30 protein-coding genes are annotated in these 23,114 nt (G+C 69.7%); all 30 read right to left on the bottom strand.

Going from position 1 to position 23,114, the window contains the following annotated elements; all coding sequences use genetic code 11:
- Window positions 1-95: 95 nt before the first annotated feature.
- Window positions 96-362: a hypothetical protein gene (locus tag PKA89_RS10350; protein WP_324419174.1), complete on the bottom strand. Its 267-nt coding sequence runs from the start codon at window positions 360-362 to the stop codon at window positions 96-98.
- Window positions 337-1,047 carry a hypothetical protein gene (locus tag PKA89_RS10345; protein WP_324419173.1) on the bottom strand — a complete coding sequence of 237 codons (711 nt, stop codon included), beginning with the start codon at window positions 1,045-1,047 and terminating at the stop codon, window positions 337-339. The genes PKA89_RS10350 and PKA89_RS10345 overlap by 26 nt, the downstream gene beginning before the upstream one ends.
- Window positions 1,048-1,088: 41 nt before the next feature.
- Window positions 1,089-1,241, bottom strand: a complete 153-nt coding sequence (locus PKA89_RS10340; RefSeq protein ID WP_324419172.1) for a hypothetical protein — start codon at window positions 1,239-1,241, stop codon at window positions 1,089-1,091.
- Between the two features lie 543 nt (window positions 1,242-1,784).
- Window positions 1,785-2,174: a helix-turn-helix domain-containing protein gene (locus PKA89_RS10335; protein WP_324419171.1), complete on the bottom strand. Its 390-nt coding sequence runs from the start codon at window positions 2,172-2,174 to the stop codon at window positions 1,785-1,787.
- 8 nt (window positions 2,175-2,182) lie between these two features.
- The gene (locus tag PKA89_RS10330) at window positions 2,183-2,575 is read right to left on the bottom strand and encodes a hypothetical protein (protein ID WP_324419170.1); all 393 of its coding nucleotides are present in this window, start codon (window positions 2,573-2,575) and stop codon (window positions 2,183-2,185) included.
- Window positions 2,572-2,775 (bottom strand): hypothetical protein, encoded by a 204-nt coding sequence (locus PKA89_RS10325; RefSeq protein ID WP_324419169.1) that lies wholly within the window; start codon window positions 2,773-2,775, stop codon window positions 2,572-2,574. Before PKA89_RS10325 ends, PKA89_RS10330 begins: the two co-directional genes overlap by 4 nt.
- A 77-nt stretch (window positions 2,776-2,852) precedes the next feature.
- Window positions 2,853-4,061, bottom strand: coding sequence for a hypothetical protein (locus PKA89_RS10320; protein WP_324419168.1), 1,209 nt, complete (start codon window positions 4,059-4,061; stop codon window positions 2,853-2,855).
- A 39-nt stretch (window positions 4,062-4,100) separates the two neighbouring features.
- Entirely contained in the window at window positions 4,101-5,435 is a 1,335-nt protein-coding gene (gene bet / locus PKA89_RS10315) for a phage recombination protein Bet (RefSeq protein WP_324419167.1), read from the bottom strand.
- Between the two features lie 83 nt (window positions 5,436-5,518).
- On the bottom strand, window positions 5,519-5,695 hold the full coding sequence (locus PKA89_RS10310; RefSeq protein WP_324419166.1) for a hypothetical protein: 177 nt from the start codon (window positions 5,693-5,695) through the stop codon (window positions 5,519-5,521).
- Window positions 5,692-5,880: a hypothetical protein gene (locus PKA89_RS10305; protein ID WP_324419165.1), complete on the bottom strand. Its 189-nt coding sequence runs from the start codon at window positions 5,878-5,880 to the stop codon at window positions 5,692-5,694. Before PKA89_RS10305 ends, PKA89_RS10310 begins: the two co-directional genes overlap by 4 nt.
- A 27-nt stretch (window positions 5,881-5,907) precedes the next feature.
- A complete protein-coding gene (locus PKA89_RS10300) occupies window positions 5,908-6,081 on the bottom strand; it encodes a hypothetical protein (protein WP_324419164.1) in 174 nt (57 codons plus the stop codon).
- A gap of 62 nt (window positions 6,082-6,143) precedes the next feature.
- Window positions 6,144-6,623 carry a hypothetical protein gene (locus tag PKA89_RS10295; RefSeq protein WP_324419163.1) on the bottom strand — a complete coding sequence of 160 codons (480 nt, stop codon included), beginning with the start codon at window positions 6,621-6,623 and terminating at the stop codon, window positions 6,144-6,146.
- 234 nt (window positions 6,624-6,857) lie between these two features.
- Window positions 6,858-7,346: a hypothetical protein gene (locus PKA89_RS10290; protein WP_324419162.1), complete on the bottom strand. Its 489-nt coding sequence runs from the start codon at window positions 7,344-7,346 to the stop codon at window positions 6,858-6,860.
- A gap of 13 nt (window positions 7,347-7,359) precedes the next feature.
- A complete protein-coding gene (locus PKA89_RS10285; protein WP_324419161.1) occupies window positions 7,360-8,202 on the bottom strand; it encodes a hypothetical protein in 843 nt (280 codons plus the stop codon).
- Window positions 8,199-8,468, bottom strand: coding sequence for a hypothetical protein (locus PKA89_RS10280; protein WP_324419160.1), 270 nt, complete (start codon window positions 8,466-8,468; stop codon window positions 8,199-8,201). Before PKA89_RS10280 ends, PKA89_RS10285 begins: the two co-directional genes overlap by 4 nt.
- Before the next feature lie 4 nt (window positions 8,469-8,472).
- A complete protein-coding gene (locus PKA89_RS10275) occupies window positions 8,473-8,901 on the bottom strand; it encodes a hypothetical protein (RefSeq protein WP_324419159.1) in 429 nt (142 codons plus the stop codon).
- Window positions 8,902-9,035: 134 nt separating this feature from the next.
- Window positions 9,036-11,972 (bottom strand): WD40 repeat domain-containing protein, encoded by a 2,937-nt coding sequence (locus tag PKA89_RS10270; protein WP_324419158.1) that lies wholly within the window; start codon window positions 11,970-11,972, stop codon window positions 9,036-9,038.
- A complete protein-coding gene (locus tag PKA89_RS10265; RefSeq protein ID WP_324419157.1) occupies window positions 11,969-12,904 on the bottom strand; it encodes a hypothetical protein in 936 nt (311 codons plus the stop codon). The genes PKA89_RS10270 and PKA89_RS10265 overlap by 4 nt, the downstream gene beginning before the upstream one ends.
- Window positions 12,905-12,907: 3 nt before the next feature.
- The gene (locus tag PKA89_RS10260; RefSeq protein ID WP_324419156.1) at window positions 12,908-13,333 is read right to left on the bottom strand and encodes a hypothetical protein; all 426 of its coding nucleotides are present in this window, start codon (window positions 13,331-13,333) and stop codon (window positions 12,908-12,910) included.
- 4 nt (window positions 13,334-13,337) lie between these two features.
- Window positions 13,338-14,177 (bottom strand): hypothetical protein, encoded by an 840-nt coding sequence (locus PKA89_RS10255; protein WP_324419155.1) that lies wholly within the window; start codon window positions 14,175-14,177, stop codon window positions 13,338-13,340.
- Complete coding sequence (locus PKA89_RS10250) at window positions 14,167-14,388, bottom strand: hypothetical protein (protein ID WP_324419154.1); 222 nt, start codon at window positions 14,386-14,388, stop codon at window positions 14,167-14,169. The genes PKA89_RS10255 and PKA89_RS10250 overlap by 11 nt, the downstream gene beginning before the upstream one ends.
- 11 nt (window positions 14,389-14,399) lie before the next feature.
- On the bottom strand, window positions 14,400-15,245 hold the full coding sequence (locus PKA89_RS10245) for a hypothetical protein (protein WP_324419153.1): 846 nt from the start codon (window positions 15,243-15,245) through the stop codon (window positions 14,400-14,402).
- Window positions 15,242-18,667: a hypothetical protein gene (locus PKA89_RS10240; RefSeq protein ID WP_324419152.1), complete on the bottom strand. Its 3,426-nt coding sequence runs from the start codon at window positions 18,665-18,667 to the stop codon at window positions 15,242-15,244. Before PKA89_RS10240 ends, PKA89_RS10245 begins: the two co-directional genes overlap by 4 nt.
- 101 nt (window positions 18,668-18,768) lie before the next feature.
- Window positions 18,769-19,350, bottom strand: a complete 582-nt coding sequence (locus PKA89_RS10235) for a hypothetical protein (protein WP_324419151.1) — start codon at window positions 19,348-19,350, stop codon at window positions 18,769-18,771.
- Window positions 19,351-19,406: 56 nt separating this feature from the next.
- Window positions 19,407-20,003 (bottom strand): hypothetical protein, encoded by a 597-nt coding sequence (locus PKA89_RS10230; RefSeq protein WP_324419150.1) that lies wholly within the window; start codon window positions 20,001-20,003, stop codon window positions 19,407-19,409.
- Between the two features lie 70 nt (window positions 20,004-20,073).
- A complete protein-coding gene (locus tag PKA89_RS10225) occupies window positions 20,074-20,475 on the bottom strand; it encodes a hypothetical protein (protein WP_324419149.1) in 402 nt (133 codons plus the stop codon).
- Entirely contained in the window at window positions 20,472-20,987 is a 516-nt protein-coding gene (locus tag PKA89_RS10220; RefSeq protein ID WP_324419148.1) for a hypothetical protein, read from the bottom strand. The genes PKA89_RS10225 and PKA89_RS10220 overlap by 4 nt, the downstream gene beginning before the upstream one ends.
- On the bottom strand, window positions 20,977-21,390 hold the full coding sequence (locus tag PKA89_RS10215; protein ID WP_324419147.1) for a hypothetical protein: 414 nt from the start codon (window positions 21,388-21,390) through the stop codon (window positions 20,977-20,979). Before PKA89_RS10215 ends, PKA89_RS10220 begins: the two co-directional genes overlap by 11 nt.
- Window positions 21,387-21,956: a hypothetical protein gene (locus PKA89_RS10210; RefSeq protein WP_324419146.1), complete on the bottom strand. Its 570-nt coding sequence runs from the start codon at window positions 21,954-21,956 to the stop codon at window positions 21,387-21,389. Before PKA89_RS10210 ends, PKA89_RS10215 begins: the two co-directional genes overlap by 4 nt.
- 67 nt (window positions 21,957-22,023) lie before the next feature.
- On the bottom strand, window positions 22,024-23,109 hold the full coding sequence (locus PKA89_RS10205; RefSeq protein ID WP_324419145.1) for a hypothetical protein: 1,086 nt from the start codon (window positions 23,107-23,109) through the stop codon (window positions 22,024-22,026).
- Between the last annotated feature and the right edge of the window lie 5 nt (window positions 23,110-23,114).

Genomic DNA, 23,114 nt, shown 5'->3' with positions numbered 1-23,114 from the left:
GGGGCAGGACATCGGCGCCTACTACGGGATCGTCGAGCCAGCGCGCTGAGCAAAACCGCGGGGCCTCGCAACCGACTTGGTTGCGGGGCCTCGTGCTACCCGGCGAGCGGGGTCCGGGCGGCGAGCTGCTCGTGCATGGCGGTAAGCACGGTGTTGAGCGTTCCGGGGGAGAGACCGAGCCGGTACCGGATCTGGAACTCGTCGCGCACGCCCTCGTCCCAGAGACGGAGGGCGGCGGCGACCCGCTCGGCGCGGGTGACGCGGATGCGCCGGGACCCGGACAGGAGGATCTCGACGGCCAGCTCGTCAACGAGGCCGTCGTCGTCGCGCAGCTCGCTACCGGGATGGGTGCGCTTCGGCATCTTCGACCTCCTGCGGGGAGACGTCCGGGACGCGCTGGAAGACGTCCTCGTAGTCGGGGAACTCGACGGGGGCGTAGCCGGGCTCGCCGGGCTTGGGCGTCCACTGGTGGCCGCAGCTCGGGCACTGGATGGGCTGCTCGGTCGCGGCGTCCTCGTCGTGCTCTGGCGGTTCCCGGTCGGGCAGCTCGCCGCCGGGTGCGAGGCTGCCGGTGATCCGGGCGATGTCCTCCTCGGTGATGCCGGAGTCCTCGCGGATCTCGGGGGAGAGCTCAGCCACGATCTCGTCGTAGATGTCTCGGTGCCAGCCGCCGCGCTCTCCGACGGCGTTGGCGGCGACGATGTAGCCCTTGGCGTGCTCGTCGTCGAGGGAGCGCCAGCCGCGGGTGACGTGCACGTGCCAGATGCCGTCGATGACCTCGATGCCGCCGGGGGGCTTCTCGCCGGAGGCTTCCATGTCAGCGAGGACCTCCAGTCGTCCGTTGCCGGAGATCAGCTCCTTGGTGCGCTCGTCGCAGACGATCTGGTCGGCGTAGCCGTAGCGGCGCAGGGAGGCGCGCAGGAGGGCGAGGTCGTGGTCCTTGGGGTTGATCTTCGCCCGGGTCAGGGCTCGCACGGCGACGAGGTCGGTGCGGCGCTTCCCGCGGGCTGGGGCGGTAGGGAGCTTCAGGACGGGCGCGGTGGGCACGCCGTGGATCGTAGGCCGGGCCGGGGCGCTGCGGGGATGGGTCACAGCGGACGCTTCACGGGGATCCACGGGGGCAGCTCGGCCGGGATCTCTGGCAGCCCGGCGGTGACGTGGTCGACCCAGACGAAGCACGCGTCGTCGTCGAGGAGGTACCAGCCGCGGGGGAGGTGGGAGGGCTGGATCCATGTCGGCACGACGAGCGGGTCCTCGGAGCTCTTCAGGAGCCACCCCGAGGCGTAGGACGCGAAGCGGTTGCGCTCGCTCCAGCCGTGGCATCCGGTCGTTCCGGATCCGCAGAGGTGGAGCCCGTTGCTGGGAGCCCATTTCCCGCCCTGACCTCGGGGTACGCGGTGGGCCCAGTTCGTTGCGGCGGTGGTCCGGCAGAGCTCGCACGTCCCGCCGGATCGGGCCGCGACGAGCTGCCTCGCGAGGGTCTCATTCACGTTATCCCCACCTTTCTCCACAGGCTGTGGGTGCTGTGATAGTGGCTCTGATCTGGGCTTTTACAGCGGGCGGTCCACGTTATCCACAGGTCGAAGCTGAGACCTACTACTAGAGAAGACATGGAGACTAAGTAGTTCGTCTTCAGTAATAGGAGATCCACATTTCTGTGGAAAAGGGCATGAACGCGCAGGTCAAAGCGGCTTTTCGACTGTGGATGACCTGTTGATAAACGGTGGATAAAGAGCACTCATTCTGAGGATCGAGTGTGCATAACTGCTCACCTTCCCGAGCACTTACTGCACCGCCTCCCGGGCCTTCCGGACGTGGTACGCGATCGCCGCATCCGAGACCCCGAGGCTCTGTGCCACGACCCTGATCGACTCCCCGGACTGCACACGCGCGACGGCTTGGGTGCGCTGCTCGTCGCTCAGCTTCCCGGGCCTGCTCACGGTCGGAAGCTCCTCGCTGGGCCGCTTCTCGGCAGGGCGGCGCGGACGGTCGCGGCGCAGCACCGTGCGGCGAGTGACGTGGTAGACGATGGCGCTGGCCGAGACCCCGAACTTGGCGCCGATCTGCTGGTAGGCCCATCCCTGCTCGTAGAGCTGGACGGCCTCCCGGCGCTGCTCGTCACTCAGCTTCCGGACCCGAGGGTTCGAGTAGCTGTAGACCGTGTCGAAGGGCATGGTCGCGCTCAGGCCGTCCGGAGCCTGCGGGTGAAGAACACCTCCGCGAGCTCCTCCTCGTTCTCGCCGAGAAGGCGGGCGTAGCGGCTGCGGTAGTCGTTGTTCAGCTTCAGGCCGTCCTCGGACTTCGTTGCGCGCTCGTACTGCCAGCGCAGGACCTCCCACAGCATCCCGATGCCGACCTTCCGGGCGCCGTTGCGGACGCGGTCGAGGGCGAGGGTTCGGAGGGCGTCGTAGACCCACGGGTTCGCCTCGTGGAAGGCGCGGAAGCGGGCCTCGATGCTGCCCTCGGGGCAGGCCGCGGCGACGAGCGTGGGGACGTCGTGGACGTCGAAGAGCGCGTCGGGCTGCGGCGGGTCACTGGGGGAGAGCGGGACGTGGGACGGGTGCAGACGGCTCACGAGGAGCTCCTCTCGGACGAGCGGGATGGTTGGCCGACGACGCGGATGAAGTCGTAGTCGGGGGTAGCTGGTGGCCGGGAGTCGGCGATGAGGCCGTCCAGAGCGCGGACGGCGCACGCGAAGCCGAGGGCGGAGACGATCTGGGACAGGTGCTCGGCGCAGCTCACGGCGAGCGGCCACGGGTCGCGCAACGAAGTCACGACCCAGACCGGCTCACGAGGGCAGGCGCTCTCCGCTTCGCCGGGATGGGCCCGGGGCTGGGCCTTGTCGCAGGTCCTCACGACGTCTCGGCAGTGCGTTGCCGAGCCTCCTCGTCGAGCTGGGCCTTGCGGACCGGCTTGACGCTGATCGAGACGTTCGACCGGCCGCTCTTCTGCGGGTACAGGAGGATCTCGGGGTCGTCCGGCGGGGTGCCGAGCTCGCGCGCGAGGCGCATGGACTCTTCGAGCTGGGTGACGCGAGCCTCGGGGTCCGGCTTCGGGGGGAGCTGGTTCCCTCCGGTCCACGACAGCACGACGTCGCCGTACCGGCCCGGGTCGGCGCCGGTCAGGAGCGCCTTCAGCTCGGTCTTCTTGCTCTTCGCCGGGGACTCGGCAGCGTGCGCCGCAACGTAGTCGACGAGGATCCGCTCGACAGCTTCGTCCTCGCGGGCGAGGAGCCAGTTCTCCGGGGTCCGGCCGGGCGGGACGTCGTCGAGGTTCCAGCACGTCTTCACGTGCGGGCAGAACCGCGCGCAGATCGGGTCGGTCGTCGGGCCGGTCCGGGTGCGGGGGAGCTCGCGTCCGGACTCCAGCGCGTCGACGAGCGCGTGGAGCTTGACCACTGCCTGCTCGGCGACGCGGCGGTTGTAGGGGCGCCGGTGGGACTCCATGACGCCGTTGTCGCGGTTGACGCCGATGACCTCCAGCTCGCGCACGTCGTACCCGGCAGCCTCCAGCCCGAGGCCGTAGGCGCAGAGCTGCTCCCACTCGCCCTCGGACGGGCCCTCGGTTCCGTACTTCTCCCACTTCCAGCGGCCCGCGCTCTTGTAGTCGATGACGCGGCCGATGACGGGGTCGAACTCGTCGGCCTCGCCCGGACGGTCGAGGCCGGGGATGTCGACCTTGACGTCGAACATGCGCCACGGGTACCGCTTGCGCCGTGCGCGCTTCAGAGCGAGGTCGATGAGCGAGCCCATCCACGCGGCGGTCTTGTCCATGGGGATCGGCTCGTGCCCGGCCGGGGGACGCTCGCGAAGCTCGATCGCCTTGGTGCACGCGTTCAGGTCGGATGGGCCGACGCCGAACACCCCGGCGGCGCGCGCCTCGCTGGTCTTCTTCGACCGGGCGCGGGAGTTGTCCCAGTCGCGCAGGGCGTCGGCGGGGTGGTCGTCGGCGCGCTCGTGGGCCTTCACGGTGACGCGCCACTCGTTGTAGCACCGGCGGCACAGGCCGCGCCGGTAGGTGGGCTCGTGGCCGCAGGGTGGCGGCGCGCTGGGGATCTTCATGGTCAACCTCTCGCTCAGGTCGGGATGGTGCTCGTGGGGTCAGGGGATCAGGGTGTCGGGCTCGTCGTCGCTGTGGGGCTGGCTCTCGGCGGCGGCAGCTCGGTCGGCGAACTCGCGAGCGTGATGGGCGTCGATCTCGGCGCTCTCAGCGATCCGAGCGGCGCGCTGTGCCGGGGTCTCGCGGGACTTCCCGCGGGCACGCTCGCGGGCGCGCTCGTGGTTCGCGGCTTCCCGGGCCTCCCGCTCTTCGTCGCTCTCCTGCGGCGCCGTGGGGGCCTCGGGAGCGTCCGAGACGGCAGCCTTCTCCTCGGCGAGCTCCTCCACGGCGCTCTGCGTGCGCTGCTGAGCCGCCTCAGCGGCCTGCGCGCGCAGAGACTCGACGAGCGTTTCGAGCTGCCAGCCGTCGAAGTCCTCCAAGTTGCGCCGGTACATTCGCACAGCTCGGGTGGCGAGCGCGCCCGGGGTGGTGCGCAGGAGGTCGGCGATGACGTCGAGCTCGGCGCGCAGCGGCTCCTTGTCGGGCTCGACGTCGGCGTCCTGCGCCTCCTCCGTGTGCTGCTGCGTCACCTCGCTCGGGACCACGTCGCCCGGGGCGGCGTCGGCGAGGTTCATGGGCTCGCCGGGGCCTTCCTCGGCGGGCTTGTCCCACGGGCGGCGGACGTACCGCTCCCGAGCCTCGGCGCGGGAGGCGGCGAGCTGCTCCTGATGCTGCTGCTCGGCGTCGACATCCGCGCGGGCGAGCTCCTCGGCGATGTAGGTGCCGTTGAGCTGGCGGGGGAACGCGCGCCGGTAGGCGAGGGCCTCGGCGCACTTGGCGGTCATGTGGGCGGGCATCTTGGCCCACATCGCGGCGGGGACGTCACGGCCGGTGCGCTGGCCGTCCTTGTACTCGGCCTTGGTCGCAACGAACTCCCGGTACATCGCCACCGCCTCGAACCGGACGGTCTCGCCGTCGATGGCCCGCTTCACGACGACCTTGGCGGCGACGGGCGGCTCCTCGGAGAACCACACCTCGGACCACTGACCGTCGGTGCCGCACCACCACGGGCCCTCGGTGCCGCGGAACTCGCCGGTGCGCTCGGCGACGTGCCGGTACCCGTCGATCGCGGTCTGGGAGGTGTACTTCACCCCGGAGGGGGCGGTGCTGTCCTTGCGGCCGATGAGGTAGATCTCACGGGCGAAGGGGTCGAGCCCGGTGCGCTGGCAGAGGTGGAGGAAGGCGACGGCGTCGCCCTGCGGGACCTTGTCGAGGCCGATCGCGGACAGGGCCGCGGCCTGCGCTTCGGTCCACCACTGCTGGCCGGGCTGGATCTCCAACCGGGCGTTGCTGCTCGTGACGAGCTCGGTGGTCGTGGGGGTCGGCTGGTCAGCCATGTCGGGTTCCTTCCGGGTGGGGCTGTGCGCTTCGCTCTGCGCTCTGTCGATGATGCCGCGTGGGTCTGACACGTGGCGATGGGTCAGCGGTTGTAGGCGGTCCAGCCGATCTGGTCGAGGTGGTCGAGGATCGCGAGGAGCGGCAGGAGCGCGACGAGCGCGAGCACGATGACGCCGCGGTCGGTGATGCGCAAGGGCCGCATCGGAGGCTCGGAGGGCCGGGGGTGGCCGCACTCGATGATGTCGTCGTCGTGGTTCACGGTGTGAGTCCTTCGAGGTCATTGGGGTGGTCGATCCGGACGACGGCCCAGCCGTTGGCGCCGCCCATGTAGCGGAGGTGGTAGAAGCCTCGGTGCTGCGGGTCGTCGTTCTGGGCGCGCGCCAGAGCGAGGCGCGCGTCGGGCTGGTTGAGGCCGGGCCCTGCGACTGTGACCGTGGCTGCCATGGGGGCTCCTTGCGGGGAAGGGACGGATCAGAGGAGGTAGGCCCGCTCCTGCCGGTCGACCTCCGCCTCCTCGTCGAAGTAGATCGGGCGGTCGTGCTCGTCGAGCGGGGTGCCGTCGGCGGCTTGCCGGAAGGCGCCGACCGCAACCTCTGCGGCCGAGAAGCGGATGGGGGTACGAGCGGGGCGGTAGTTGCGCGGCATGTCGGGGGTTTCCCTTCCGAGATTGGGGGGCGCCCCCGGGTGGAGGCGCCCCGAGGGGTGGGTCAGCCGAGGATCGAGAAGACCGCGTCGTCGAGGAGGCCGACGCCCTTCGCGAAGACGCCTTCGGCCTTGGCCCAGCGGATGAGCTCGCCCTTGATCTCGCGTCGCGGGGTGAGGTTGGAGACGTTCACGCCCTCGATGCGGACGCGCATCTTGCGGACCATTCCGTCCTCGTCGCAGTCGTGGCACTGGGTGGTGCCGAAGTTCTCACCGGCGCCGAAGTGGAGCTGCCCGGTGCCGTCGCAGGAGCGGCAGGGGCGGGCGGGGGCGGGAACCTCACCGTGGATGTAGGAGAGGTCGTAGCACTTGCCACGGCCCGGGATGAAGTCGCCGCCGATCCAGCGGACCTTGACGATGCGGCCACCGCGGGCGGCGAGCTCGGAGAGGGTGACGTTGCCCTCGGTCTCGACGTAGGGGGCCTGCTCGCCCTCGTAGGAGACGCCGTAGGAGTCGAGCTTCGCGTGGAGGTCGGTGGTGCTCATGTCGTGGGTTCCTTCGGTTGGGGGCCTCGCTCTGGCCCGGTAGAGACATAGTCCGGCATCCCACCGGCATTGTCAAGCACCTTCACAACATGAGGAAGTCGTGGTCGCTGCCGCGGGCCTGAGACCCGGATGCCGATGGACTCCGAAGCGAGGAGCGAGCTCGTCGGCGGTTCACCCGGGGTTGGAACCCGGCGGCAGTCGCGGCAGCGACCACGACTCGTTCAGGGTAGAGGGTCAGGAGGACCCGTCGGGGTCCTGCGGCCCCTCGGCGCTGCCCGTGTCGACGACGACGCTGGGCACGACGTCCGGCGAGTTCACGGCGACGTGCCGCGCGACGTACTCGCTCATGGGCTCGCCGGTCTCCGTGGCGGGGTCGGTGCGGAAGAACGCGAGGAAGGGGGCGAGTCGGCCGACGGCGTCGAGGACCATGATGATCTGCCCCTCGCCACCGTCGTCGATCCAGCCGATGACGCGGATGGCGGCGACGAGGGTCGCGAGGACGCCGTAGGCGACGGTCCAGTCGAGGCGCTTCGCCTTGATGGAGGCGAGCGCGAGGATGACGACGGCGAGCGCCGCGTCGACGAGCCCGATGACGTTGGCGACGGTGGAGTCGCTGGCGTAGCCGAGGGAGACGGCCAGCGTGCCGAGCACGCCGAGGACGCCGTAGATCGCCTTGCGCTTGGCGGGCATGAGCCACGCCGTCGCCTTGTCGATGAATCCCATGGTGGGGCGCCTTTCAGGAGGTGGTGGTGGTGTTCGAGGTGGTGGGCGTCGGCGTGGGGGTCGGCTTCTTCCGGACCTGCTCGGAGGTGCAGTCCGTCGGGGCGCTGTTGTCCTTGATCTCGCACGTCACGAGCACGGTGGTGCGCCGGTCGAGGTCGAAGTTGAACCGGATCGTGACGGGGTAGGCGTCCTTGCCGCAGACCGGCCCGAGCTCTTGTGTGGAGCCGTCGGTCAGGGTGGTGACGATGAGGCAGCGGGTGTCGTCGAAGGTGACCGACTTGATGCCGACGCCCGGGGCCCCCGGCGCGCCGTCGGCGCCGTCCTTGCCGTTGACGCCGTCCTTGGGCGGGTTAGCTGCGAGGTAGGGAATGACGACGGACTGGACCGCGTCGAGGACCTCATCCTGTGTTGGTCCGTCGCCCTTGGGGCCGGGTGTCTTCTCGACCTTGGCGACGGCCGCGGACACGATGGCGTTGACGGCGTTCGAGTCGACCGCGTAGGTCCGGACGACCTGTAGCGCGACAGCTCGGACCTCGGCGTCGCTCAGGGGTGTCGCGGCACGGCTGGGAGCTTCCACGACCGGCCGCTCGCCGTTCGCGAGGACTTGGTTGCGCAGGGCGTTGACGTCCGAGACGGCGTCGTCGAGGCGCTCGGCGAGCTCGCGCCGGTCGGCGTCGGCCTCGACGCGCGCCTGTGTCTCCTTGCTGGTGGTGCTCTTCTGCTCGTTGACGGCGTCGCTGAGGACGACGACCTTGTAGCCCAGCCCGGCGACGATGCCGACGGCGATCAGGGCCGCGGCGACCGCGATGGCGAGCCAGCCCCGTCGCGGGTCCACCCTGCTGCTGATGCGGTTCACTCCGTGTCTCCTTGGTCGATGCGTTGCCCCATGGCTTGAAGCTCAGCCTTCGCCTCTGCGATCTCTTCGTTGTCCTCGATGCTGTGCCGGTTCAGGTGGATGCCCTGTAGGCGGATCACCCGGTCCGCGACTTCGCGGTACTCGTGAAGGTTCCGGTTCTCGGAGCGGGTCGTTCGGTTCGCCCACCGTGATGCCTTGACCAGCGCGGCGATCGCCGTGATGATCGCGGCGATCCCGGTGAGGACGACCCCCAGCACTGCCTCCACACGTCTACCCCTTCGTCGTTCGGATGGTTGGCTCGATGCGCCGCGTGAAGACGGCGCCGTAGAGCATTGCGAGCTGGAACCCTGCAACGAAGAGGTAGGTGGGTGGGGCGGTGTTCCCGACGCGCGGGTTGGCGGCGCTCGTGACTGTGAAGAAGGCGTAGAGCGATCCCGCGGCCAGTGCTCCGACGACGATCCCCGCGATCCTCAGCCAGAAGCCGACCTTGTTGTGGGCGAAGAGGCCGAGGAGGAAGGCCGACCCGCCGACGATGAGAGGGATCCCCCAGAACAGGTGGGGCGACAGACCGAGCTCGTCCGGTACGAGCGTGATCCCTCGATAGCCCGGGCCGCTCATCCGCTGCGCTCCGCCGGTGACGATGCCGAGCCCGAGGTAGATCATCCAGCCGACGTCGAGCCACGCGAACGTCAGGAGCACGCCCCAGATGGCGTGGACCAGACGGGCGTCGGGGGCGCTACGTCGGGCTGTTCGCACGGCGGATCCCTTCGACTTGGTTGCGGACACGTTCAGCGTAGGTGGAGCTGGGCGGGTAGACGTGCTCGGCGACGGAGCTACGCGAGCGGCTGGAGAGCCGACCCGTCCCACCAGCCCTTGGCCCGCCCGGAGTTGGCGCCGGGCCCGACCGATCCCGGCGTGTAGACGACCTTGGAGACCGTCAAGGTGCTGGTGCCGTAGCAGGAGCCGAAGCCGATCCGCTCGTGCGTGAAGCCCCAAGCGAGCACGGGGGTCTCGGGGCTGTAGGTGACCCCGCCGTCGGTCGACGCCGAGGCCTTCCAGTTGCCGCCGCTGCCGTGTAGCCGCAGGATCGACGGCACGAGCGGGGTCATGTTCGTGACGGTGAAGGACCCGCCGTAGGTGGAGTAGTCGGTCATCCCGACTGCGAGGACGCCGCTGGGGGTGCCGTACCACGTTGCTCCGACACCTACACCGGTGCTCGATGTGACGTGCGGGCCGACGAGCGCCGAGGAGGTGTTGGAGTCGACCTCCACGTAGAGGTCGAGGAAGAACTCCGTGGCTGGGGTCATCGGCAGGTAGAAGGCGTCGCCCGGAGCGAACGCTCCGCTCAGCCCGGCACCGGAGTAGGACTCGCTGACGCTGCCCTGTTTGGCCCATCCGCTCGGCAGTGACCCGAGGGTGAAGTCCCACACCGTCGACGGCGGCGCCTTCTCGTAGACGATCGTCCCGATGGCCGTTCCTCCCGGGACGCTGTCGCCGGAGTCGAGGAGGATGATTCCGGTTCCGCCGCTGGGCGTTCCGGGCACCCAGTTGGTGCCGTCCCAGACGAGGGTGTTGCCGACGCTGGGCACGTCGGTGGTGGTGTCGACGTCGGTGAGGTCGTCGATGGACGTCGCGCCGCCACCGCCGCCGGTCTGGTCGACGGGGCCCCACCCGGTGCCGTCGTAGCCGAGGACCTGCCCGCTGGTCGCGCCGGTGGTGTCGACGTCGGTGAGGTCGTCGAGGACGGTGGCGCCGCCCCCTCCGCCGGAGACGGTGCCGGGCACCCACGTGCTGGTCCCTGCGTCGTAGACGAGCGCCTGACCGTCGCTCGGGCCGGGGGTGAGGTCGACGTCGGTGAGGTCGTCGAGGACGGTCGCACCGCCTCCGCTGATCGCGGCCGGGGTCCACTTCCCGGCGCTGTTGTCCCAGACGAGCGCGTCGCCGTCGGCCGGTGTGGGAGCGTCGACGTCGGTGAGCCAGTCGAGGTCCGGGACGGTGCGGATCCACTTCGAGCTGGAGGTGCTCCAGACGAGCACGTCGCCGTTGGCGAGTCCGGTGAGGTCGACGTCGGCGAGGCTGGCGATCTGGTTGGGCGCGGCGACCCAGAGCCCGGCGCCGTCGTCCCAGACGAAGATGTCGCCGTCGGAGGGGGTGGCTTCGACGTCGCTGAACTGGTTCAGGACCGGGATGGTGTTGATCCACTTCCCGAGCCCGGTGTTGTAGATGATGAAGTCGCCGTCGGCGGGGCTGGTGAACTCGAACGGCGAGGCCCCTGCTCCCTCGACGTGGACGGGCACCCACTGTCCTTCTCCGGCGTCCCAGACGAGCGCGTCACCGTCGGCCGGGCCGGAGCTGGTGTCGACGTCGCTGAGGTCGTTGATCGCGACGACTCGGTTGCGGGCGACCCACGTGCCGCTGCTCGCGTCCCAGACCGGCATCTGCCCGTCGGTGGCGCCGTCGACGTCGACGTCGACGAGGTCGGCGAAGGTGACGGTGCCGTTGACGACTTGCTTGATCGTGCCCTGAAGGGTGGTCGAGCTCGCGCTGGGCCCGAAGGAGCCGCCGAGCTGGCGGGCCATGATCCGGTTGAGGCGGGCGATGAGCTCTTCGCGGCGGGACTGGACGGTGACTTCGAGGTCGAGGCCCTCGTCGTCGACCTTCACGGCCATGGACACGACCCGGTAGTCGGCGGAGCCGTCGGCGACACGCTGGCCGTACCCGATGAGGTCGGAGACGGCGTAGTCGACGAACGCGCGGCGGTCCTTGCCGCCGTCGACGTCTTCGAGCTCCAGCGGGACCTTGAAGGTGCGGGAGGTGATCGGCTTCTGGAGGACGTTGAGGGCGCCGTTGACGGTGAGGTTGACGGCGTCGAGCTTGCCGGAGGACGACGTCAGGAACGTCTCGCGGCGGCGGTACTTCGCAACGGAGTCGGCGCTGGCTGCTCGGGCGATGACGCCGTTGTCGGCCTGCGCGTAGATGTCGTTGCGGAGCTGGGAGAGGTCCTCGGCGTCCTCGGCGCTGATGACGTTGATGCCCTCGAAGAAGCGGACCTTGCTGGTGCGGTTGAAGCCGAGGTTCGTTGCGGCAGAGATCGCCCCGGCGGGGGTCATGTGCCACTCGAAGCCTGCGGCCTCCTTGTACTGCTGGAGGAGGGAGAGGAGGTCGCCGCCGACGTTGACCTCGTAGTCGGCGAGGTCGGTCCACGGCTGCCCGAGGGAGTCGGTGGTGGCGCTGAAGGTGGGCTTGATGTCGGTGCTGATGGCGCCGCGGGCCTTCGCTTCGGCGAGGAGCTCCAGCCACACGTAGGCCCACGTGCGCTGGACGTACTTCCGCACGATCGCCTTGGTCTGGGTGGGCCAGTGCGCGGGCAGGACAGTCGCGAAGGCGAGCTCCTGCGCGCGGCCTGCGCCGCCGAGCTTGATGACGGCGCCGTTGTCGCGGGGGCGCTGTCGGCCCTCGTAGAAGAAGCGGAACCGCTCCACGCCGTTGTCCATGACGCGGTAGTAGTTCGGCAGTTCGAGGAGGCGGGTCGCGGGCAGGCCGTTGGGCAGCTCACCGGTGAAGACGTCGTCGTCGGCGTCGAGGCTTACCGACCCGTAACCGACGTCGCTCTGGGGGTCGAGGAAGGTCAGCTCGGTGAAGCGGCGGACGGACGCGAGGAGGTTCTGGGGCGCGAGGCCGTCGTAGATGTCGCACCACCACCCGACCCGCTCACGGGGGAGCGGGTCGAGGACGGTCAGGTAGAGGCTGTTGCTGCTGCGCAGTGTCATGGTCCGTCCGTCCTGATCCTGACCTCGAAGCCGGGGGGCACCGCGTCGGCGGGGACGGTGATCCCGACGATCGTGTGCTGCATGTCGATCTCACCGGTGGACTGGTCGAGCTGCCGGTCGTCGGTGTAGGCGTCGGCGGTGGGGGGGAAGGTCTGCCACGACACGACAGCGACGTCGACCCAGTCGGTCTCACCGATGACGCGGATCTGGACGTTCGCGTCGTAGGTGGTGATGAGGTCGCCCATGCCGAGGCCGTAGACGGCGACGCCGTCGAGGGGGCGGGCGGAGTTCGGCAGGAGGAACCAGAGGTGCGGGACGGGGGTGTTGCTGGAGACGTCGCCCTCGTAGACGTAGTCGACGCCTGCGCTGGCGAGGGTGATGACGACGCCGATGTTCTCGTAGATGTACTCGATGCCCTCGCTGGCGAGGATGTTCTCGACGCCGACGTTCCAGTAGAGGTGCTGAACACCGTCCGGGGAGGCGGTGTTGGGGTCGATGCCGACGTTCTCCCAGATGTACTCGGTGCCGTACCCGGTGTTGACGTCGACGACGAAGTTCCACTGGGGTGCGGTGTCTCCGAACCAGTCCGACCACGATCCTGTCCCGGTCTGGGAGGCTCGGGCTCGCCAGTAGTACGTCGTGTTCGTGGTGAGCCCGGCAGGCTGGTAGGTCACTGAGCCGTTGGGCCGGTTGGTGACGGTAGTGGTGGCGACGAGGTCAGCGAAGGCAGCGTCGGTGGCGACCTCGAACTCGACGTCGGAGTTGACCCCGGCAGTGGAGTCGACGTTGACGACGAGCGGCACTGTGGTCGCCGGGACCCGGTCGCCGATGTTGGGTTCGATGCGCAGGATCTCGATGGCCGCGACGACGGCCCGGGCCTCGGCGGTGAGCTTGTCGAGTCGCCCTGCTGCGGCGCCGTCGATGAACCCCATGGGCTACGCCGCCGTGGAGTAGATCAGGGTGCTCACCGGGATGCGGGGCTGGTCGCCAGCTCCGGAGACGAGGATGGGGTCGGTGAGCTCGCCGAAGTAGCGCAGGTTCCCTCCGGCGCTGTTGTCGAAGATGCCCCAGTGGGTGAGCTCGTCGGTGCCGACGGAGTAGGCGCCGGTCGCGACGGGCCAGACGATGCCGCTGGCCGAGTTCGTGATGGTGACGATCGAGCTGCCGATCGTTCCCCACAGGGTGGCGTCGTTGTCCATCGCGACGCGCGCGTACCCACCGGTGCTGTCGGGCTCGACGCCGATGCCCGCGGGGTCTCCGGCGAAGAGCGCGAAGTAGAGGATGGGCAGCGACAGGGTCGAGTGCCGGTCGGCACCGAAGTGCGACCGGAGGGTGAGGTTGCGCTCGAACGTCGTGCTCATGACGTCACGACCACGAGTCCGCCCCGGCGAAGGTGCGCATCACCCACGGGCCGAAGACGGCGTTGGACGGGGTGACACGTCGGAGCCGCACGATCGAGCTGATCGCTCCGGGGGCGAGGGCTCCGATGTTGACCTGCGCGACGTAGAGGGTGCCGTCGAGGGCGAGCGCGTGCTGGCCGACGACCGAGGGCGCGGTGTCGGTGAGGGCCTCCATGGCGACGCGGATGCTGTTCGCGGTGAGGCTGGGGGAGAGGTTCTTGACGCGGAAGGTGCGCTCCTCGCTGCTGGAGCGGGGGACGTCGCCCCAGTCGAAGTAGGCGGGCCCGACACGCTGGTCGAGGGTGGGGTGCCAGATCGCGAGCCGGTGCGGGTTCTCCCCGGGGACGGGCTCGCCGTAGAGGTGCATGGTTCCGAGCTGGGTGCCACCGGCGGCGGCGGTCGGCCGGAGCCGGAACGCCTTGATCCCGAGGGCGGTGGCGGAGACGATCGCGGACCGGTACTGCTGGCCGTCCCACGTGTAGTTTCCGGTTCGGTTGGCGGAGTAGGTGGTCCACGTGCCGTCGAGGCCGTTGGTCGAGTTCGGGGAGACCTGCACGTCGGCGAGGTTGGGGCCGATGTCGCCGTTCCACGTCGCGAAGTAGCCGTCGAGGTCGCGCTTCTCGGGGAAGATGAACGCGGCGAACGCGCCGCCGAGGGCGATCTCGTCGCTGTTCTCGTTGTTGAGGACGACGAGGTCGGCGTGGCTCATCTGGGTGACGACGCCGCCGCTGACCTTGACGCCGATGGTGCCGTCCCGGTCGATGGGCATTCGCCACGACGGGACGTCGGGGTAGTTACCGGCCATCGGTGCTGTCCTCCTCGGTGGTGGCGAGCGTGGCGAGCTGCTCGGTGGTGGGCTCCGGCTCGTCGATGGGGATGAGGTCGGCGTGCTCCCAGAGCTGGTCGTTCACCTTGCGCCACTGCTGCCCGCAGGTGCACGTCCAGAGGCCGTGCTCGTCGGGGGTCTCGCTGGTGGGGTCGCACCAGTGGCGTCCGTCGGGGCGGTCGATGGGCATGAGCTGGCTCCTCAGTAGAAGGCGGGTCGGTAGGTGATGTCGGCGGTCCCTGCTCCGGTGCCGTCGAGGGTGAAGGAGGGGGTGCCCTTGGGGATGTTCATGAACGCGCGCGAGCCGGAGGAGACGACGGCAGCGATGAGGTTGGCGCCGTCGGACTCGCGCACGGCGGTGGCGTTGCCGACGTCGACGGTGATGGAGTCGCCGTTGGCGATGGACACTCCGAGCCGGAGGTAGCTGGAGCCCCGGTTGAGCTGCGGGTTGCCGAGGCCTCCGGAGCCGCCGTGGAAGGTGATGACGGCGTCGTCGATGTCGAGGGTGCCGCGGTGGTCGATGGTGACCGGGGCGCCGCCGCGGGTGACGGTGACGGTTCCCTCGGGGCCGCGCCAGCGGGGGTCGGGGAAGGTGAGGTCGACGTTGAAGAAGGCCTCTTCGTCGGTGTCCTCGGCCCAGTCCGGGACGATCGGGTTCGAGCTCTCGGCGAGCGCGGTCCATGTCTGGTCGCCACCGAGCTCGTCGGGGAGGAGCATCTGCCGCTCGACGACGACGAGCTCGCTGCCGTCGCCGAACATCGAGAGCAACTCGCGCACGTTGGCGTTGCGGCGCCGGATGTAGCCCTCGGTGGTGTCGGGGTACGTGCTGTCTTGGTTGCGCGCGTCGACCCACATCGCGAGGGTCCGGGTCGCCTGATCGTGGACCTTCGGGGTCCATGCCCGGCCGCGGCGGTAGGCGAGCTGGAGGTTGTCGCCGCGCAGCCCGGGGGCGGAGTCGAGACCACCGACAAGCCGCATCCCGTAGCCGTAGGACTTGACCGACTTGCCCGCGACGACGACGTCCTGAAGCGGGGACCACGAGCTCATCCGAACACCCCCGCCGCCTGAAGAAGGGCCAGCTTGCGGGTGAGGGTGTCGCTCGCCGCTTCGTCTTTGCCGGAGTTGATGGTGTCGATGTTCACGATGACCCGCTTGTCGATGGGGCCTCCGCCGGTCGCGGCGGAGGGGCGTCCTGCGTAGCCTGTCGCGATCCCGGCGGTGGTGGGGGTGGCGATCGCGTTGCGGGCGGCGACGGTGGCGGTGAGGGCCGGGGCGCTGATTCCAGAGACCATGGCGCTCGCGGCGGCGGCGACGCTGGGGCCTCCGGCGACGAGGCCGTCGGCGAGCATCTTGGTGAGCTGGAGGCCGACGCCGCCCTGATTGAACTTGGTCAGGGGGCCGACCTTGACCGGCGAGCCGGGGAGGTGGTTGGCGATGATCTGGGCAACTGAGCTGATGGCTCCGCTGACGACGCTGGCTCCGGCGTTGATCCCGGCGGCGAGCATCCCCATGAGGCTGTTGCCCTTGGAGTAGAGCGTCGTCCCGTCGCCGAGGTTGGCCGAGGCCTTGCCCTCGAACCCGGCGAACTTCCCGGCGGCGGTGTCGACGTTGGACGCGGCGATGCCGGGGATGGGAGCGAGGTTGCCGCGGACGGCGCCGGTGACGTTGCTGGCGCCGGTGGCGGCGTTGCCGCGGGCGGTGCCCATGCCGGTGAGGATGTTCGAGGCCATCTTGCCGATCGCGAAGAGCCCGGCACCGGGGATGGGCGAGAGCGCGAGCGAGACAGCCGAGGAGATCCCGGTTCCGCCGGTCGAGGCGGTGGTCTGGGATCCGAGGAGGCCGGTGGCGAGCTTGGAGGACAGGAGGCTGGTGACGGCGGTACCGACGCCGGGGATGAGCCCGAGCGGCGCGGCGAGGGCGTCCTTGATGCTGAAGCCGCCCTTGGACGCGGCACCGGCCGCGTTCGCGGACCCGCCGGAGATCGCCGAGGTGATCTTGGAGAAGATGCCGGGGACGACGCTGGTGCCGAGGAGGAGGAGCGGGTTGGTCGCCTTGGCGAGGCCGCTGACACCGCTGATCGTGCTCTGCGAGAACTGGTTCGAGGGGGCCTTCACCTTGGCGCTGCCCTCGATGGTCGCCGCCTTGTTCCGCAGGGCCGTCGCGGTCTCGTTCTGCTGCTGGGTGAGGGTCTTCTCGCCCTTGAACTTCGCGAGGACGTCGTTGATGCCGTAGAGCACGGCGCCGCCGAACCCCTTCGAGCTGTCCTCGATCTCCTTGGCGCTCTTGCGGAGCCCGTCGGCGGCGTCCTCGCGGTCCTTCTTCGTCTTCTTCGAGTCGTTGTAGGCGGCGATGATGTCCTGCGCCGAGAGGGCCCCGGACTCGCCCTTGCTGGCTGCGCCCTCTGCGGCGGAGTTGACGATCTCGGGGATGACGAGGACGGCGGCGCTGGTCGCGAGGCCTCCGGCGGCGCCGCCGACCTTGCCGCGGACCTTGCTCGTCCGGGTCGTCGAGGTCTTCGTCGACGGCTTCCCGCCCTTGGAGCGGCCACCGCTGCCGGTGACGATGGGGGTGCTGACGCCGCCTCCTCCAGCGCCACCGACGCCTCCCGCAGCTCCGCCGCGGCCGAGCGCGCCCTTGCCGCGGGTGGCGATGGTGCCGAGGCTGGGCAGGATCCCGCCGAGGCCGGGGAACTTCCGGATCGCGGCGTACGCGAGTGCGAGGGAGACGAACTCGGAGAAGCCGGGGACGTGCTTCGCGATCCCGGCGATCGCGGTGGCGGTCAGCCCGAGGGCCTCGGCGACGATCTGGAGGGTCTGCGGGTCGATGGCCGCGATGATGTCGGTCAGGCTCGTGAGGATGTCGACGATGGCCGGGGCGAGGTCGCTGCTCTTGTTCAGGAGGGTGACGATCGCGGGCAGGAGGTCGGTGCGCAGCTTGCGGATGAGCCCGGCGGTGTCGGGGTCGCGGGAGAGGTCCTTGAAGGCCTTCAGGAGGTCCTTCCCGAGGGCCCCGAGCTCCTGCGCGACGGGCTTGATGTCCTCGAAGTACTTCTTGATCGAGTTCCGGCCGTCGGCGCTCTTCGTCCAGTCGTTGAACCGCTTCGAGGCGTCCTCGATGCCCTTGGTGAGGCCGTCGCTACCACCGAAGAAGACGTCCGCGCCGATACCGGAGATCCGGGAGATCGCGGCGGAGGTGTTGCCGATCGCCTTCGACAGGGAGATCGCGGCGCGCCCGGCCCGGTCGAAGAAGTCGGACAGCTTGGACCGGTTCCGGGTGGTGCTGGTGTTGAGGAACTTCGCGAACTGCTCGCCCGCGTCACCGAGGGAGCGGGTCATGGGGGCAGCGGCGACGGTGATGTTGCGGATGGTCGAGACGATGGGGACGAGGGATCGGCGGAAGTTGCCGAGGAGGGAGGTGTTGGTTGCGGTCAGGACCCGCAGGTCCTTCAGGAAGCCGCGGGAGCCGACGAACTGCCCGAGCTCCTTCCCGCCGAGGCCGAGCTGCTTGCCGACGTCGCCGGAGGCTGCGGCGAAGAGCTTCATGGCCGGGAGCGCGGCCTTCAGGCCCCTAGCGAGGTTGGGCAGCGCGAACCGCTGGAGGTTCTCCTTGGCGAGGTTCGTCTGCTTGACGAAGGGGACGAGCTCGGTGGCAAACTTGCGGGCCTCGGGGGAGAGGGCCTTCAACGCCTTCTGCGCCTCTTCGCTCCCGGCGCCGTACTCGACGATGGCGGAGGCAGCCTTCAGGGTGCCCTTGGTGGCGACGCTGAGGCCCTTGGTCACGGAGACGACGGCGCCGATGACCGAGGGCAGGGCTGCGACGGTGCCGAGGGCGGGGGCGATCCCACCGGCGGCAGCGATACCAGCCCCGCCGAGGGCGTTCAGGGAGGTGATGGCGGGGGCGATGAAGCCGGAGAGGCCGTAGAAGAGGGCGGGCTTCAGGAACGGCTTCAGCCCACCGAAGCCGCCCTTGGCGCGGCGGGCAGCCCTGCCGAGCTCGTCTACGTCGCGGGCGGTTCGGCGGCTGGAGGTGCCGAAGTCGTCGATGTCGCGCACGGTCCGGTTGGTGACCTTCGCGAGGTCGTTGGTGTTGTCCCGGACCTTCTTCACCTCGGTGGAGAAGTACCGGACCTCACGGGACGCGTCTCGGGTGGTGTTCCCGAATGAATTGACGTGTGCCTCACCATCTTTGATGGAGGCGTTGAAGCGGTTGAGGGTCTTCTGGGTGCCCTTGACCTCGCCGCCGAGGTCCTTCACCTTGCGCTGGGTCCGGCGGCTCGACGCACCGACCTTGTCGATGTCCTTGGAGGTGCTCTCGCTGGAGTCGCCGAGCTTCTCGGTCTCCTTGCGGGTCTCGCCGAGCTCCTCGCGGAGCTTCCGGGACATGGTCGCGGCACGCTTCTCCGCCGCGGCCATGTCCCGGGTGTCGACCCGGATGCGCTGCACGAGGGTGGGCAGCGTGATGTCGGACATCTACCTCACCCTCCTCTCCGTTCAGCGACGGGCCATGCCCGCCATCCGTGCGAGGTCCTGCGCCGTTCCCTTGCGCCGCTTGACCCCACTGATCTGCTCGATCACGAACTGGGACTGGGCTGGGGAGAGTCCCCAGAATCGGTCGACGTCGAGTCCGAGGCTGACCCATCGGGCGTAGAGAGCGGGCCAGTTGTGTCGACGAGCGGGTCGGTCTGGGTGTCGCGGGGGTCGTCGGACCCAGTGGCGAGGAGCTTCTGGAGGTCGATCTTCCCGGCCTCCTCCTGCCCCTCTTCGATCCCCTTCAGACCGGCCCGCAGGACTTCCCCCGCCTTCTCCGGCGGGATGCCCTGCGAGATCATGAACGCCGTGCCGATCGCGGTCGAGTAGGCCGCGTTCTCGCCGTCCAGCATCGCCTTCCCAGCGCGGCGCATGTCCGGCCGGGCTCGACCGGTGTCGCCCTCGATGACGATGTAGCCGAGCGCGAACGCGACGGTCTCGGAGAGCGCGCGGTGAGGCTGGGCCTCCAGCGCGTCCTCCCACCCGTCGAGGTCGTCCCAGTAGGTCTCGATGTCGGCGAGGACGGAGTTGTCGAACGCGACGAAGACTTCCTCCGTGACGGCGATCCCGCTCTCGTCGATCCGGCGCGACCAGACACCGGGCATGACCTCGTCGAGGACGTGCACGGTGACCGGGATGCCCCGGTTGCGGAGAACGGTCGCGTCCGGAGTCCGGACGGCGGTCACGCGGTGATCGCCGAGATCAGCTCGGCCATCGTGGTCGAGGTGGTCAGCGTCTCCGCCTCGTCGAGGAAGTCGACGTCGAAGAAGAGCTCGTCGTCGCTGGTGCACGGGATGCCCTCGGCCTCCAACGACGGCTGGCCGAACTCCTCGGTCGACTGCGACAGGAGCGAGCCGCCGGTGAGCTGGGCCTTGTAGAGGATGACCCGGACCTGACCGATGTCGGCGTCGTCGATGGTGAACGCGCAGCCCCAGTAGGGGAGCGAGTTGCGGCCCTTGAAGCGGTAGCGGGACTTGCCCGCGGTGCCGTCGAGGACGGTGCCGCCGAGGATGACCTTCAGCACCTCCTGCGCGAGCTTGCCGTAGGTGCCGGAGAGGTTGAAGCGGTCGACGCGGCCCTTCTTCGCGATGACCTTGCCGTCGCCCTTCAGCTCGGCGGTGACGAAGTTGGGGTCGAGGCCGACCTCGGCGATGCCGGGGACGTCGACGGCGACCGACGCGTACGTCGGGGAAGCGTCCGTGCTGTTGTCGCTCACGAGCGCCCAGACCTTGAAGTCGTGGACGTCGAAGACGACGGTCTCCTTGCTCTCTGCTGCCATGGGAACCGGCCTCCTTGGTCGGGCTGTGGATGGTGCTCGGGGTGGTGCTGGGGTGGTGCTGTTGCCGTGCTCAGAGGCCGGTGGGGTCGTGCCTCACGACGAGCGTAAGGGCGTGGTGGACGATGCGTGTGTCCCGCTCGTAGAACCGCTGGATGTCCCTGACGCGGAGCTTGATCTTGACCCCGGTGACGCCGTCGGGGAGGACGGCGCGGTGTAGCGTGCCGCGCAACCAACCCGGCAGCTCGTCGTCCTCTTCGGCCGCTTTCTGCCAGAGGTCGACCTGCGTCTCGCGCTCGAACATCGTGAGGTCGCCGCCGTCTCCGCTGAGGGCGGCGGCGACGGAGATCCCGTCGGCGATGGTGACGTAGGGGAACGTCGGGTTGTTGGGTGCGTCGTCGGCCCAGACGCGGTCGTTGACCCTCGCCGGGGTGGCGTTCTTGATGAGCTGGCGGATGCCGCCGGGCACGTTCATCCTGTTCCTCCTAGTCGTCGGGCCATGGCCCGCTCTCGTCCTTCGATGCCTTCGGCGACTTCGCTGCGGACCCACACGATCCGTCGGGCCATGAGCGGCCGGAGGTGGGGGCGGGGCGCCATCTTCGAGGTGCCGAACTCCAGATACGCCGCGTAGTCCTTGCCCGAGGCGATCTTCAGCTCGGTCAGGACGGGCGAGAGTCGGGAGACGCTCGCGCCGTAGGACGCGCGGAGGGCCCCAGTGTCGACGGCCGGGGGGCTGCCGGGGGATGACGCGCGGTGCGGCGGGCGACGGCCGATCGGGCGGACCCGGCCGCGGGAGTCGGTGAAGAAGTAGGTCGTGTAGAGGCGCCCGGTGCCGGGCTTGGACAGATCGAGACGGAGCTGGTTGACGAGCCGGACTCCGGCGCGCTCTAGGTCGCGGTGGACGCCAGCTCGCCCGGCACGCAGGACCTTCGCGATGTTCTCGCCCGGGTCGCCGCCGCGGCTGAAGAGCTCGATCTCACGTGCCATGGGGAGGCTTCTCCCCGACGATCCGGGACATGATCGCGCGGATGTGCGACGGGTTCGGTCGCACCTCGCTGATCTCGTACTCGCCCCACAGCCACGGCGAGGCGGCGGAGTCCGGGCCGCATACGAGGGTGGCGTGCTCGGCCTCGTCGGGGGGGATGGGGACGCTGTGGGGGATGAGGACGACGGCGTCGACGCTGATGCCGCGGGCGTTGCCGCGCTCGATGTCGCGGCGCCCGGGGGAGGTGATGTAGCCGTCGAACGCGACGGAGGCCGGGGCGGCGTACTGCCACCGGCCGGTGGCGTCGTCGGTGACGACGGACGCGCTCGTCTGGGGGAGGTAGACGAGCGAGTGGACCCAGAGGAAGTCCGGGTCCGGCAGGGGGAAGACCTCGTCGTAGCTCACAGGAGGAGGACCCGTCGCCGGAGCCGCTTGAACGCGGTCAGGGTGCCGACGGTGATCCGGCCGCTGCCGCCGTCGCCGCCGTCGGAGACGTTGCCGTAGGTGATGGAGGTGCCCTCGACGCTGTAGCTCTTGATGACGCCGGAGGAGGCCTTGACCCCGGCGAGGATGGTGCGGGCGATGATGTCGGCGAGCTGCCCGACGATGCCGTCGCCGGGCTCCTCTCCGGCGACGTAGGTGACGTTGACGCGGGCGCCGGGGATCCACGCCTCGGCGACGTCGAAGAGCGCGAGCGGGTCGGTGAGGCCTGCGAACGGGGCTCCGCCGACGTAGCCGACCGAGGTGATCGAGACGACGGGGCCCCGGTTCAGGGTGATCCGGCCGGACGCCGGGACGGTGTAGACCTCGGTGACGGAGCGGGGGTAGAGCCACCGGTTGAGCTTGATCTCCAGCGTGTCGATGAGCTCGTCGGCGAGGCTGGCCGCGCGGAGCGCCTCCTGCGTGGTGAAGGCGTCCTTCCCGGCGCGGATCGCCGCGACGTTGACGACCTGCTCGCTGAGCGTCGGCATCCGGTGTCCTTCTTCCCGAGTTGGTTGCGCTACCCGTGAGTGTATGGACGTGGGGCGCGGTGTGTGCTCAGGCCGGGAGGTACCGGCTGTAGACGTCCTCCCACTCGCGCCAGCGGGTGGCGATGGACTGCTCGGCCGCGGCGGCGAGCCCGATGTCGCGCACCCGGGTGCGCTCGGCGGGGTCGGTGAGCTGGTCGAGCGCGGCGCGCCACTCGCTGGGGGTGGAGGCGAGGATCCCGGCCCCGAGCTTCTGGTACTCGCGGGTGCGCTGGGCGACGAACGGGATCCCGGCCGCGGCGTACTCCAGCCCCTTGATCCAGCTCTTCGCGTGGTTGAAGGGCTGGTCGGTCAGGGGGACGATCCCGATGTCGAATCCGGCGACGTTGTCGGGGAAGTCCTCCGGCCGCGCGAGCGGCTTGCTCGGTCCGATCTGGTTGTCGGAGAGGCCGATTCGCTGTCCTGCGGTGTCGCGGTCGTAGGGGGTGACGCCGTGGTGGACGAAGGTCCCGGCGACGTCGTCGAGGTAGGGCCCGAGGACGCCGCGGAGGGTCTCCAGATCGCCGGAGCGGTGGGAGAGGCTGCCGGTCCAGCCGACGACGAGCTCACGGTCGGTGTCACGCACGTCCTGCTGCACCCACATGAGCCGGTCGATCGCGTTCGGGAGGAGGTGGGTGGTCACGCCCCACCGCTCGCGGATCCGCTTGGCGAGGAACTCGGTCGAGACGGTGACCGCGGTCGAGGCCTCGATCGCGGCACGGTAGTGGTCGCGGTTGGCGTCCGGGAACCGGCGGGGGTCGGTCGCGGCGTGGGCTTGGTTGCGCGGGTCGAGGCCCCAGAACCAGTCGTCGACGTCCTGAAGGACGACCTGCCCGGCGGCGCGGGCGGCGCGGATGGCGTCCGGGGCGTCGCGGTGCATCCACCGCTGGAGGACGACGACGTCGGGGTCGAGCATGAGCGGGACGTCGTCCATGTTCAGGGGGACGAGCTTGTCGTTGTGGAACGCGGCGACCTGCTGCGCGAAGACGATGTGGTGCCCGGCGCGTTCGAGGTACCGGGCGGGGGTGTGCAGCCGGACCCACGACGCGCCGCCGGGGATCTTGAAGGTGCCGTCGGGGGTGCGGCCCCAGTCGGCGGTGATGTAGGCGATCTTCATGCTCT

This window comes from Phycicoccus sp. (genome assembly GCF_035325325.1).
GTDB lineage: Bacteria > Actinomycetota > Actinomycetes > Actinomycetales > Dermatophilaceae > Phycicoccus.
This window is presented reverse-complemented; position numbering and strand designations above follow the sequence as displayed.